The sequence below is a fragment of the Maribacter spongiicola genome, assembly GCF_004364165.1.
Classification (GTDB): domain Bacteria; phylum Bacteroidota; class Bacteroidia; order Flavobacteriales; family Flavobacteriaceae; genus Maribacter; species Maribacter spongiicola.
This window is the reverse complement of sequence record NZ_SOAY01000010.1, coordinates 800,599-813,694: the sequence shown is the minus strand read 5'-3', so window position 1 is coordinate 813,694 and position 13,096 is coordinate 800,599. Positions and strand designations below refer to the sequence as shown.

General features: G+C 36.1%; 11 protein-coding genes. 6 read left to right on the top strand and 5 right to left on the bottom strand.

Going from position 1 to position 13,096, the window contains the following annotated elements; translation table 11 throughout:
• Nucleotides 1–2 precede the first annotated feature (2 nt).
• Complete coding sequence (locus CLV90_RS04015) at nt 3–1,355, bottom strand: Gfo/Idh/MocA family protein (RefSeq protein ID WP_133686216.1); 1,353 nt, start codon at nt 1,353–1,355, stop codon at nt 3–5.
• Between the two features lie 143 nt (nt 1,356–1,498).
• Here CLV90_RS04015 and CLV90_RS04010 point away from each other — a divergent pair, with 143 nt between their 5' ends.
• The 6 genes from CLV90_RS04010 (at nt 1,499) to CLV90_RS03985 (ending at nt 8,856) form a co-directional block, all read left to right on the top strand.
• Nucleotides 1,499–2,377, top strand: a complete 879-nt coding sequence (locus tag CLV90_RS04010; RefSeq protein ID WP_243835257.1) for a nucleotidyltransferase family protein — start codon at nt 1,499–1,501, stop codon at nt 2,375–2,377.
• Nucleotides 2,378–2,641: 264 nt separating this feature from the next.
• Nucleotides 2,642–3,007: a DUF7009 family protein gene (locus CLV90_RS04005; protein WP_133686215.1), complete on the top strand. Its 366-nt coding sequence runs from the start codon at nt 2,642–2,644 to the stop codon at nt 3,005–3,007.
• An 83-nt stretch (nt 3,008–3,090) separates the two neighbouring features.
• The gene (locus CLV90_RS04000; RefSeq protein ID WP_133686214.1) at nt 3,091–5,388 is read left to right on the top strand and encodes an FdhF/YdeP family oxidoreductase; all 2,298 of its coding nucleotides are present in this window, start codon (nt 3,091–3,093) and stop codon (nt 5,386–5,388) included.
• Between the two features lie 238 nt (nt 5,389–5,626).
• Entirely contained in the window at nt 5,627–6,490 is an 864-nt protein-coding gene (locus tag CLV90_RS03995) for a UDP-2,3-diacylglucosamine diphosphatase (RefSeq protein ID WP_133686213.1), read from the top strand.
• Nucleotides 6,487–7,485: a glycosyltransferase family protein gene (locus CLV90_RS03990; RefSeq protein WP_133686212.1), complete on the top strand. Its 999-nt coding sequence runs from the start codon at nt 6,487–6,489 to the stop codon at nt 7,483–7,485. Before CLV90_RS03995 ends, CLV90_RS03990 begins: the two co-directional genes overlap by 4 nt.
• Nucleotides 7,486–7,500: 15 nt before the next feature.
• On the top strand, nt 7,501–8,856 hold the full coding sequence (locus tag CLV90_RS03985; RefSeq protein WP_208295089.1) for a GH1 family beta-glucosidase: 1,356 nt from the start codon (nt 7,501–7,503) through the stop codon (nt 8,854–8,856).
• 138 nt (nt 8,857–8,994) lie between these two features.
• Here CLV90_RS03985 and CLV90_RS03980 read toward each other — a convergent pair whose 3' ends face one another.
• The 4 genes from CLV90_RS03980 to CLV90_RS03965 form a co-directional block, all read right to left on the bottom strand.
• Entirely contained in the window at nt 8,995–10,173 is a 1,179-nt protein-coding gene (locus CLV90_RS03980; RefSeq protein WP_133686211.1) for an acyl-CoA dehydrogenase family protein, read from the bottom strand.
• 55 nt (nt 10,174–10,228) lie between these two features.
• The gene (locus CLV90_RS03975; protein WP_243835256.1) at nt 10,229–10,888 is read right to left on the bottom strand and encodes a tRNA1(Val) (adenine(37)-N6)-methyltransferase; all 660 of its coding nucleotides are present in this window, start codon (nt 10,886–10,888) and stop codon (nt 10,229–10,231) included.
• A 64-nt stretch (nt 10,889–10,952) separates the two neighbouring features.
• Complete coding sequence (locus CLV90_RS03970; protein ID WP_133686209.1) at nt 10,953–11,666, bottom strand: LytR/AlgR family response regulator transcription factor; 714 nt, start codon at nt 11,664–11,666, stop codon at nt 10,953–10,955.
• Nucleotides 11,663–12,718, bottom strand: a complete 1,056-nt coding sequence (locus CLV90_RS03965; RefSeq protein WP_166638531.1) for a sensor histidine kinase — start codon at nt 12,716–12,718, stop codon at nt 11,663–11,665. Before CLV90_RS03965 ends, CLV90_RS03970 begins: the two co-directional genes overlap by 4 nt.
• Nucleotides 12,719–13,096 lie beyond the last annotated feature (378 nt).

Here is a 13,096-nt window from a genome sequence, read left to right as displayed (position 1 = left end):
ACTTAATAGGTTTCTTTCATCCAATTATAAGGAGTTCTTTTCATCCAAAGGCCTCGAGTAAAATCAGGAAAATCTTGAGGCTCACCGTTATTCGCAATAGAAAGTTCAGAAAGTGGTGTTACCGCACTCCACGCCGCAGCATCATAAGCATCTAAAGGCGGTGCAATATTCTGCTTTGCTGATTCTACAAATGAATTCAATACAAAAAAGTCCATTCCGCCATGACCGGCATTTAAGGCATATTCTCCGTACTTTTTCCAAAGTGGATGATCATATTTATCTAACCAAGGCTGAGCTTCATCCCATTGATGTGGTTCAGATTTTCCTTCCACATATATTCGACTACCGTCTACTTCCCAGAGTCCGTTAGCACCTTGCGTACGAAACCCTAAAGAATAAGGTCTTGGCAAATTACAATCGTGTGTAATGATAATAGTTTCTCCGTTTGCAGTATCAATCGTAGAGGTAATAACATCACCCTGTTTAAACTTTACTTTTGCATTCGGGTGTTGCTCACCACCTTCCTTCACTATATAATTATGCAACCCAATACCTTTTGATGCATGCGAAGTCATTGACATAAAACGATTACCACGGTTAACATCTGCCATTACTGCAATAGGTCCCAGTCCATGAGTTGGGTATACATCTGCATTACGTTTTACCGAATGCTCGGTACGCCATTTAGACTCTGATATTCCTTTCTCACCAAACTCCACCCCTTTTCCATAAGCCGTTTTACCATCATTGAATTTTACATGTCGCAAATCATGCTGATAGCCACATCTGTAATGTACCATTTCGCCAAATATATTTTGCTTTACCATATTCAGCACCGCCAAAACATCTCTACGATAATTCACATTTTCTAAAATCATCATATGCGTACCTGTACGCTCATGGGTATTTACCAAATCCCAACATTCTTCTAAAGTATTAGAAGCAGATACTTCTACGCCGGCATATTTACCGGCTTCCATAGCATCGACAGTCATACGGGTATGCCATAACCAAGGTGTAGCAATAATTACAGCATCAACATCTGGCAACGCTAAAAGGTTCTTATAATCTAATTCATTTGCTCCAAATACTTTTGGGGTTTTACACTTAGCATCGGCAATGTGCTTTTTAGCAATAGTTATTCTATCAGCATCAACATCACAAATAGCGGTAACATTCACATCTTTTCTAAGCAACAAATTCTGTAAGTGGTTGGTACCTCTCAGGCCTACACCTATTAAACCGACATTAAGTTTATCGGCAGCACTAAAACTATTATGGGCAAAACCAGGTACTGCAAATAATCCCATACTAGCTATTGATGTATTCTTTATAAAATTTCTTCTTGATGCCATGCGATGTGAATTTTATGAACTCTGAATTTATAAAAACTTACCGACCCATATTAACTTATCATCAATTATAATGAGGTTACCACCGATAATTTGTACGAATTTTAATCACATTCGCTACTTTTGCGCTGTAAATACAGAAAATTATGACATTACTTTTAATGGCTGCCGGTAGCGGTAGTAGATATGGAAAGCTTAAACAATTTGATGATTTAGGTCCTAATGGCGAGTTTTTAATGGAGTTTGCCATTTACGACGCCATCCAGAATAATTTTGAGCAAATTGTAGTTATTACCAAAAAAGAGAACGTTTCTTTTTTAGAAGAGCACCTTTCTAAAAGAATACCTAGTACTATAAAATTAAACGTTCTTGCCCAAGAACTTACAGATTTACCTGACGGAGTTACATTCACTGGTGAGCGCAAAAAACCATGGGGTACGGCACATGCAGTTTGGACCGCAAGAAACGTAATCGACGGACCATTTGTGGTTCTTAACGCTGATGATTTTTACGGACAATCTGCGTATAAGAAAGCAGCTGATTTTATGAAATCTAATGATGAAGCTTATGCTCTTTTAGGATACACTTTAAAAGACACTTTATCTGAACACGGTTCTGTTTCTAGAGGTGTTTGTGAAGTAAACGGAGATAATTTAGTTTCTGTTCAAGAACGTTTAAAATTGGTTCAAAAAGAGAACAACATTATTGATGAAGATACCAACCTAGAATTTACTGGTAATGAACAAGCTAGTATGAATTTTTGGGTATGTAGACCTTCTATCTTTGATAAAATAGAATCTGAATTCAGAATTTTCTTGAAAGACGACGACCGTATTGCTAACAGCGAATTATACATTCCTTTAATGATACAGGAAATGCTTCAAGCAAAAGAGATTGAAGTAAAATGTATACCTTCTGGTGGAGACTGGTTTGGTGTTACGTATGCAAGTGATAAAGAAAAAGCAATGAACAGTTTAAAAGAAAAGTCTGAATCAGGTAAATACCCTGCTCCCATTTGGAAATAAACTTTTCAATATTATTTTAAAACCCATTAGATATCTATTTAATGGGTTTTTTTATGTTCAAAAATGACCTAAACTAAAAAGAGTCCGATCTTAACAGACCGGACTCTTTTACGAGAACACTATATGAAAATGAAAAAATTTTAATTCGTTTTTGATTACACTGTAAATGTACAGGTAAGGTTAAATATTAGAAACAAATTGATGTCAACTACTCATTTTTTGTTGTCAGATGGTCTATTTTTGTTGTGAACTCAATTTATAGCTATGAAAATTAGAATAAAAGGTGATTCCGTTAGGTTTCGACTAACCCAATCAGAAGTTAAATCGCTTTCTACAAACGGCGAGATTTACGACAGTACCAATTTTGGAAGTCAAGTATTCAGTTACGGAGTTATTCTAAAAAGTAATGCCGATCAATTACATATTAGCTTTGAGAATAATCGAGTTATTTTAGAAATGCCAGAAGCTGTAGGTAAAGTATGGTTTGAAAATGAAATTATTACCTATGACCATACCATGAAGACAGCGTACGGAAACGTACTTTACTTACTTTTAGAAAAAGATTTCACTTGCCTAGATAACACAATTGAAGACCAGTCTGACAATTACCCAAACCCAAAGTTGAGTTAAAATCAAGTATATTTTATAAATTTCAGGACAGTTTTAATGAATTTGAGTACACTCGTTACTATAACAATTACTAAGTTTATAGTATGGATGCAAAAACCGAACGCAACGTTTCATTTAGAGGCTCAGAAGAATTTTTAGATATTGAATTAAAAGACCCCATTACGCATGCCGCAGGGTATCTCGGTGTTCGTGAAGCTTTAAAACATACTTTTAAAGAAATGGGCGTTCTTAGATCCATGCGAACGTTGCTTAGCATGAATCAGAAAGACGGTTTCGATTGCCCTAGTTGCGCATGGCCTGATCCAGAACATCCTTCACCCGTAGCCGAATATTGCGAAAATGGCGCAAAAGCTCTAGGCGATGAAGCTACCACAGAAAAAATCGGAGCCAGTTTCTTTCAAAAGAACTCGGTTGAAGAATTGTCTCAATTAACCGACTACGAACTAAACAAATTTGGTCGTTTAGTAGAACCATTGATTTTAAAACCTGGCAGTGTTCATTATGAACCTATCTCTTGGCAAGCTGCTTTTGATTTAATTGCATCAGAATTAAAAAAATTAAATAATCCAGACGAGGCTATTTTCTACACCTCTGGTAGGTCTAGTAACGAGGCAGCCTTTTTATACGGAATGTTTGCACGTGCTTTAGGCACTAATAATTTACCCGACTGCTCTAATATGTGCCATGAAAGTAGTGGTGTTGCATTAGGCGAAACTCTAGGTATTGGTAAAGGATCTACCACTTTAGAAGATCTTTATGAAGCTGAGGTGATTTTAATTGCCGGTCAAAATCCAGGTACCAACCATCCAAGAATGTTATCTGCATTAGAAAAATGCAAACAGAATGGCGGTAAGGTGATTAGTATTAATCCGCTTGAAGAATCTGGATTGGTAAATTTTAAAAATCCGCAACATCTTGGCGGATGGATCGGTGGCGGTGAAGATATGGCAGATATTCATTTGCCGGTCAATATCAACCAAGACATCCCGTTGGTAAAATTAATTCTTAAGAAATTAGTTGCTTTAGATGAACAATCAAAAGATGTATTTGACCACGCCTTTATCGAAAAATATACTGAGGGATTTGAGTCTTTAATTGCTGATCTTAAGAATTATTCATCCGAAGAACTATTAGCACAAACTGGCGTATCCGAAGAAAAAATTAATGAAACTGTAGCGTTATTAGCGAGCAAATCTAAAATTATAGTGTGTTGGGCTATGGGGCTTACACAACATAAAAACGGCGTAGAGAATATAAGGGAATTTATAAACCTTCTTTTATTAAAAGGTGCCATAGGCAAACCTAATGCCGGTACATGCCCGGTACGCGGGCATAGTAATGTACAAGGTGACCGTAGTGTTGGTATTCAGCATTTTGTTGATAAGGCAATGAACGAACGTATTAAAGAATATTTAGGTTTTACCCCACCAGAGCATGAAGGTGTAGATGTGGTAGGTACGTTGAAAGCTATGTATGAAGGCAAGGCTAAAGTATTTATGTCTTTAGGCGGTAACTTTTTAATGGCTGCTTCTGACACTGAATATACAGCTAAGGGTATTCAAAATTGTAATCTTACGGTTCAAGTTAGTACGAAACTAAATCGCACACATTTAATTACTGGCAAAACAGCACTTATTCTCCCTACTATTGGCAGATCCGAAAAAGATATGAAAAATGGCAAGCCCCGCCATTTTACGGTAGAAAACAGTATGGGACGCGTAAAACGTTCTAAAGGAATTTTAAAACCTGCTGCGGACACCATAATGAGCGAACCAGAGATTATCGCAAATATGGGACATGCATATTTTGGAGACAGCCATTCTATGAACTGGAAATTGTTGGGTAATGATTATGAATTGATCAGAACACAAATAGATCAAGTAGCCAAGGGTTTCAGCAAAACAGAAGAACGTTCTGTAGGCGCAGGTTACTATTTACCAAACAATGTACGTGAGTTAGATTTTAGCATGCTACCAAACGGAAAAGCACAGTTTTCAGTCAATAAATTACCCGAGCACAAATTGGCAAAAGATGAGTACATGTTAATGACCATACGCTCGCATGATCAATTCAATACCACCATTTATGGTCTTGATGATCGTTATAGAGGTGTCTATAATGCAAGACGTGTTATTTTCATGAATATTAATGATATGAAAGCCATCGGACTCAAAAAACTAGATGTAGTCGATATCACCAGTACTTATGATGAAACTATTCGAGTTGCCCATAACTTTAAGGTAGTACCTTACAATATTCCATCAGGCAATTTGGCATCTTATTTTCCAGAAACCAATGTATTAGTGCCTTACAACCATTTTGCAGACAGAAGCAAAACACCAATAAGCAAATCTGTTAAGGTGAGATTGGTAAAGAAATAGTTAACCAATATCGCATTAAAATTCAAATACTTAACAATGTGGTAACTCAAAAATAAGTTAGCAGTAACGCATCTATTCTCATATTTTTTGAAACTTTACGGTCATATGTTTCAGTACATGAAATCTATTGAATTGACCGTTTTCTCAAATGCCCTTCTTGCAAATAATACCAAGTTGGAGGTCAATCTACCCCTAATTAATATTTCAAAATCTTCAGGTAAAAACCTCCAATCATTTTATGAAAAAAAGACCAGTTGACATTGTGGTCATTTCTGATGTTCATTTAGGAACATATGGCTGCCACGCTAAAGAGCTTTTAAAATACATGAAATCTATAAAGCCAAAAGAAGTCATTCTTAATGGTGATATTATAGATATTTGGCAATTTAGCAAGCGTTATTTTCCAAAATCTCACATGAAGGTAATTAAGCTTTTATTAGAGTGGGTAGCCAAAGGTGTACCTGTACATTATATTACAGGTAACCATGATGAATTGTTGCGTAAATTTTCCGGCAATAGTATGGGGTCATTAAGTATTGTCAATAAAATGGTGATTCCGCTTGAAGATAAAAAAGCATGGATTTTTCATGGTGATGTTTTTGATGTCACCATGCAACATAGTAAATGGGTTGCCAAGCTTGGTGCAAAGGGGTACGACTCTTTAATTCTACTAAATAGAGGTATTAACTTCGCTAGCAAGAAAATAGGCAGAGGTCCCATTTCTATGTCGAAAAAGATAAAGAACAGTGTAAAATCTGCCGTTAAGTTTATAAATGATTTTGAGCAGATTGCTGCCGATATCGCTATTGAAAATGGATATGACTATGTGATATGCGGACATATTCACCAACCAGAAATTCGTAAAATAAAAACGGATAAAGGCGAGGTTACCTATTTAAATTCAGGAGACTGGATCGAGAATTTAACCGCACTAGAATACCATAAGGGCAAGTGGAAATTGTATTCATATTTAGAAGACCAACTTACTATAGACCATCAAGAAGATAGTAAAGAAGAAACCTTTGTCCTAGAAAAGGCAGAACTTTTCGAAAGCCTATTACAAGAGTTTAGAATTTGTGGAATGACCCAACAAACCAAATGAAAGTATTATACGCAATACAAGGTACTGGCAACGGACATTTAAGTAGAGCACGAGATGTTATCCCTGCGCTTTTAAAACACAACATTTCGTTAGATATTTTGGTAAGCGGCATACAAGCCGATATTAAGTTGCCCTACCCTATTAAATATCAATTAAAAGGGCTAAGTTTCATCTTCGGAAAAAAAGGAGGTGTGGATGTCTGGAAAACCTATTACAAAGCCAACTCCATTCGTTTACAGAAAGAAATTAAAAGCATACCTGTAGAAGAATACGACCTCATCATAAATGATTTTGAACCGGTAACAGCATGGGCATGTAAGTTAAAAAACAAGCCTTGTTATAGTTTTAGTCACCAAGCGGCAGTTTTATCCAATTTGGCTCCTAAGCCTAAGAAGAAAGACAGAATGGGCAAATGGATTTTGAATAACTACGCACCTACAAGCCATCAATTCGGACTTCATTTTAAACCGTACGAAGCAAACGTATATACACCTATAATTAGAAGCGATATTCGTACTGGTACAGTTTCAAAAGGTGAACATTATACGGTGTATTTACCCTCGTATAGTGATGAAAAATTATTGCGCTTTTTAAGCAAGATGAAAAGCACAAAATGGGAGGTGTTTTCGAAACACAATACCTATGAATATTTTAGCAATAACATTCATATAAAACCCATTACCAATGAAGCCTTTGTAAAAAGTATGGCATCAAGTAAAGGTGTCTTATGTGGAGCCGGTTTTGAAACTCCTGCAGAAAGTCTTTTCATGCAAAAAAAATTACTGGTCATACCCATGAAAGGGCAATACGAGCAGCAATGTAATGCCGCTGCACTTTCAGAAATGGGAGTTCCGGTAATTAAATCGCTCAAAAAAAAGCACTTAGCTAAACTGAAACATTGGTTAGATACGGATACTATTGTACCCGTAAATTACCCAGATATTACAGATGAAATCGTTTCAAAACTTCTGGAAGCATCTCTAGTCATTCGCTAAAAAAGCCCAATTCAATTGAAAGAACAAAAAGAGCCCTTTTTGAATGCATCAGACTTTGGTGACGATTTTACATGGGGCGTATCGACTGCAGCATATCAAATTGAAGGTGGTCATGACGCAGACGGGAAAGGTCGCTCCATTTGGGACAAATTTACCGACAACCCGAAAATGATTCATAACGGAGATCAAGCAAATGTCACTTGCGACTTTTATAATAAGTACAAAGAAGATATTCTTTTAATGAAGTCCATGAATATTGATAATTACCGCTTCTCAATATCATGGACCAGAATTTTACCTTATGGCGTCGGAACCATAAATGCCGCGGGTGTAGATTTCTATAATAAGGTAATAGACTTTTGTCTAGAAAACGAAATTACCCCTTGGGTGACATTATATCATTGGGATCTACCTCAGATACTAGAAAATAAAGGAGGATGGACAAATAGGGAAATCACAACCTGGTTTTCAGAATTTACACAAGTGTGTGCTGATGCTTTTGGCGACCGAGTTAAACATTGGATGGTCTTGAACGAGCCCATGGTATTTACAGGAGCTGGATATTTTTTAGGTGTGCATGCACCAGGTAAAAAAGGACTAAAGAATTTTCTACCTGCCGCACACCACGCAGTTCTATGTCAGGCAGCAGGCGGTCGAATACTTAGAAAATTAGTGCCCGATGCTCAAATAGGCACTACATTTTCATGCTCACAAATTACCCCGTATAGACAGAATAGGCGAGATCAAAAAACTGCGATAATGGTCGATGCTTTGCTTAATCGTTTATTTATAGAACCAGCTCTTGGGTTGGGCTACCCTACAAAAGAAGCCCCAGTATTAAAAAAATTGCAGCCTTACATTCAACCGACCGATATGGAAAATTGCATATTCGATTTTGATTTTATCGGAATACAAAACTATACTCGAGAAAAAGTAAAGTACAGTCTTTTGGTACCCTACATAAGAGCTAAGATTGTAAAAGCTAGCAAACGAAATGTAGAAACTACGTTGATGGATTGGGAGGTGTACCCACCTAGCATATACAATATGATCAAGAAATTCGGAGCGTATACTCAGATAAAAAAAATAATCATTACCGAAAATGGCGCTGCTTTTGAAGACACTATTGAAGGAGAGATTATATCTGACAAAGACCGATTAAATTTTCTACAACGCTATTTGAGTGAAGTGCTAAAAGCGAAACAAGAAGGCTTAAATATACACGGATATTTCGTTTGGACCTTTACAGATAACTTTGAATGGGCAGAAGGTTATCATCCAAGATTCGGATTGGTACATATCGATTTTAAAACACTAAAAAGAACAGTCAAAGAATCTGGAAAATGGTTTTCTAAATTCCTGTCGAGCTAAAATAAAGGCATAAAAAAGCCGATGCTCCCATCGGCTTAAGCTTTTATCCAAAAAACATGCACACATCTTACACGCACTGTTCAAAGGTATAAGTACGTTCTTTATTCTATGTTAAGGCAATTATACCAAACCGTTACATTATTGAAAAGCTGGCATTCCTGTAATATCTGCACCAGTAATTAGCAAATGAATATCATGAGTGCCTTCATATGTAATAACACTTTCTAAGTTCATCATGTGGCGCATAATGCTATATTCACCAGTAATACCCATACCGCCTAATACCTGTCTTGCTTCACGAGCTATCTTTATAGCCATCTCAACATTGTTTCTTTTCGCCATTGATATTTGAGCAGTAGTCGCTTTACCTTGATTTTTCAATTGTCCCAACCTGAATGCCAATAATTGCGCCTTGGTGATTTCGGTAATCATTTCTGCTAATTTCTTTTGTTGCAATTGTGTTGCTGCAATAGGCTTACCGAATTGCACACGTTCTTTTGCATATCTTAATGCGGTATCATAACAATCCATCGCTGCACCGATTGCACCCCAAGCAATACCGAATCTTGCAGAATCTAAACATCCTAGTGGTGCTCCTAATCCAGATTTATTTGGCAAAAGATTTTCTTTCGGAACTTTTACGTTATCAAAAATCAATTCTCCTGTTGCCGATGCTCTTAAAGACCATTTGTTATGTGTTTCTGGTGTGGTAAAACCTTCCATTCCACGTTCCACGATTAAACCGTGAATACGACCTTGTTCATTCTTTGCCCATACTACGGCAATATCACAGAAAGGTGAATTTGATATCCAAAGTTTAGCACCGTTCAAAAGATAATGATCACCCATATCTTTATACTTGCTCTCCATACCACTAGGGTTAGAACCATGGTTAGGCTCGGTTAACCCGAAAGAACCCATCCATTCACCAGATGCTAATTTTGGTAAGTATTTTTTACGTTGCTCTTCAGTACCGTATGTAAAAATAGGATACATCACCAAAGAAGATTGTACCGATGCTGTAGAACGGACACCACTATCTCCCCTCTCAATTTCTTGCATGATGAGTCCGTAACTGATCTGATCAAGACCAGCACCACCGTATTCCTCAGGAATATATGGACCAAAAGCACCTATTTCGGCAAGACCTTTTATGATTTGCTTTGGAAATTCTGCCTTTTGAGCATATTCTTCAATTATTGGAGATACATCTCGCTTCACCCATTGGCGTGCGGCATCACGAACTAATAAATGTTCTTCAGAAAGTAAATCATCTAAATTGTAGTAATCTGGTGCTTCAAATAAATCTGGTCTCATAACAATGCTTTTATCAAAGATAAATAAAGGAATATAACATTATGCAAGACTAAAGTTACATTTTTAAATAAAACGCTTTAGTCAGGTCCACATAATCAGCAGTATAGACATGCCTATCTGTTTCAATGACCAACTCGGTAGTATTACATTCTTGCTCTACTCTAGCGAACGCCAATAACACACGTTTTATTTCTGCGCTCGGGTTCCCTTTCACATGAAGACATTCTTTTGGAAACAGACCTAAGTCTGCCGCCATATGCACAAATGCCTCTTTTTCCTTAAAAGGAATAATGGTAGCGAACTGTCCGTTTTCTGTTAACAATTTCGAAACTCCATCGAGAAGCTCGTTAAAAGGGAGAAACTCATTTTGTCGTGCTTGATCCCGCTGCAGATTACCTGAAGTTACGGTTTCAGCATAAAAAGGTGGGTTACACACAATCAGTTCATATTGATCTTCAATTTCATCGACGAATTCATCTAAACCGGCATGATAGCAATATAATCGATCTCCCCATGGCGATAATTCAAAATTCTCAACACATTGCTCATAGGTATCTGCATCAATTTCTATGGCATCCATGACTTCGGCAAAGCATCTTTGCGCTAACATTAAAGAAACAACACCTGTACCAGCGCCGATATCAAGAATAGATTCTGGCTTATTTTCGACATTTGCCCAAGCACCTAAAAGAACTCCGTCCGTACCAATTTTCATGGCACAGCGATCTTGGTTGACACTGAACTGTTTAAATTTAAAAGGTTCGCTCACAGTAAAAATCCTAATCCGTTAAATCATTTAATATTCTACTTTTTGCATCTGACAAATAGCTTCTACCAATAGTATATCTAATACCGCCAATTTCAACACTATTACCTTCAACAACACTAACCTTATCTACCGCAATGGTGTACGATCTATGAATTCTAAGAAAATTATCACCAGGTAGTTCATCTGTAAAACTACTCAGCGTACTATGAATGATATATTTTGCGGTCGGGGTAATGATTCTGATATAATCTTTTAGACTTTCTATCACCATAATCTCTTCAAGATATATTTTCTGAAGTTTCTTTTTATCGACCTTAACGAAAATTGATGGTTTCTCATCTTTATCTGAAGAACCATTGCCTAATCCTCTCTTTAAACCAATTACACGATCTACAGATTTAAAAAAGCGAGGTAATGAAATAGGCTTTACCAAATAATCTATGGCCTCAAGTTCAAAGCTCTTCAATGCATGCTCTTCATGTGCCGTTGTCATAATAACAAATGGTTTTTTATGTAGGGTACTCAAAAATTCCAATCCGTCAAGAAAGGGCATATTAATATCCAAGAACATAATATCAACTTGGTTGTCCCTTAAAAAAGTAGATGCATCCAGTGCGTTTGAAAAGGTGCCTTCTAATTGCAATTCTTTAACTCTCTCTATATAATTTTTAAGCACATTTACTGCTAACGGTTCATCATCTACAACTATCACTTTCAAAATCATATCACCTTAAGCTTTAAAAAAACATTGAACATTTTATTCTCTTCGAATATCCGCAAATCATAATCACTTTTACCATAGCCTAACTCTAAACGCTTTTTTACATTAGATAGACCTATACCACCTCTTTTTACCGGATAAACATACTCTTTATTGACATTAGGTATAGAATTCGACACTTTAAAATCCATAAAACCATCTTCAACCTTTACATCAATTTTTATTTTCATTTCCCCAATATTCTTACTTGCCCCATGCTTAAAGCAATTTTCTATAAGAGGAATAAGTAACATGGGCGGTATTTTACAATTAACAAGGTCACCAGAAATATTCATATCGATCTTCAAAGAGTCATCGAACCTAATGCGTTCCAAATCTATGTAATTTCTAATACAATTAATTTCGCTGGTTAAATCTTGTCGTTGCTTTTTTGTTGCATATAATAAATAACGCATCAGCTCAGACAATTTTAAAATAACTTCTGGTGCCTGGTCAGATTTTTCTAGCGTTAAAGAATAGATGTTATTTAAAGTATTAAAAAAGAAATGCGGAGAAACCTGAGAACGTAAAAAACGAAGTTCAGTTTTTAATTGTCTCTTTTCTAAATCGTGTAGTTTAGTACTTTCTCTAAGCCAATCGACAGTTAACTTAATAGCGGTAAAAAATGATATTACATATACTTCACCAATCATAGTTTGTACTGCATAGCCAACTGTAAGTGTGTCTATAACTTCATTTGCTTCTGGCATAACATCTGTACTCACCAAATAATAAGTAAGGTTGTACTTAAATAAAAGCATAACTACCAAAGCCAAAAATATATACACGGTATACTGCACGTATTTTTTGGTATATATGAACTTTGGCATTAAATAATAGGCATTTAAATACGCCAAAAACATATGTATAGGAAAGCCTATTAAATTGGTACGTAAAGAAAGTAGAAAATCGTTGTGAATAAAACTCCACCGAAAAGTATTAAAAACGAAGTAGACCGACCAAAACAAAACATGGTGCCAGAGTTTAATTTCACTGGTACCAAAGAATTTAGGCATACTTAAAAACTTCCGTAATCTAATATCCATAGGCTAAATACACTTCTGTTTTATAACTTAATTTGACGTTGAGCATCAATCTTTAGTTGTTAGGCTAAAATTATTCAGATTAACCAATATTTTAAAAATATTTCACGTGACTGTTTAGATTACGTAAATAGTAATCATTGCTAAAAATACTGAAAAACAACAATAGCATAATCCCATTTATTAAAATGAGATTAGTAGCCAAATCGTATCGACTTGTAATATTAAATTCAACCAAAGGGTAGAACAAATTAAAGTAAAAGGATTGACTTACCTAACATCATTCAACTCTAAGTGTTGTATTAACTGGAGAAATGGATATTAGCAAAAAATAATCCCCACATTAAAAAT

Coding starts and splice junctions, on each gene's coding strand:
- CLV90_RS03965 (WP_166638531.1), bottom strand. CDS start 12,718: ATGCCTAAATTCTTTGGTACCAGTGAAATTAAACTCTGGCACCATGTT.
- CLV90_RS03970 (WP_133686209.1), bottom strand. CDS start 11,666: ATGATTTTGAAAGTGATAGTTGTAGATGATGAACCGTTAGCAGTAAAT.
- CLV90_RS04010 (WP_243835257.1), top strand. CDS start 1,499: ATGACATTACTTTTAATGGCTGCCGGTAGCGGTAGTAGATATGGAAAG.
- CLV90_RS03980 (WP_133686211.1), bottom strand. CDS start 10,173: ATGAGACCAGATTTATTTGAAGCACCAGATTACTACAATTTAGATGAT.
- CLV90_RS03990 (WP_133686212.1), top strand. CDS start 6,487: ATGAAAGTATTATACGCAATACAAGGTACTGGCAACGGACATTTAAGT.
- CLV90_RS04015 (WP_133686216.1), bottom strand. CDS start 1,355: ATGGCATCAAGAAGAAATTTTATAAAGAATACATCAATAGCTAGTATG.
- CLV90_RS04000 (WP_133686214.1), top strand. CDS start 3,091: ATGGATGCAAAAACCGAACGCAACGTTTCATTTAGAGGCTCAGAAGAA.
- CLV90_RS03975 (WP_243835256.1), bottom strand. CDS start 10,888: ATGAAAATTGGTACGGACGGAGTTCTTTTAGGTGCTTGGGCAAATGTC.
- CLV90_RS03995 (WP_133686213.1), top strand. CDS start 5,627: ATGAAAAAAAGACCAGTTGACATTGTGGTCATTTCTGATGTTCATTTA.
- CLV90_RS04005 (WP_133686215.1), top strand. CDS start 2,642: ATGAAAATTAGAATAAAAGGTGATTCCGTTAGGTTTCGACTAACCCAA.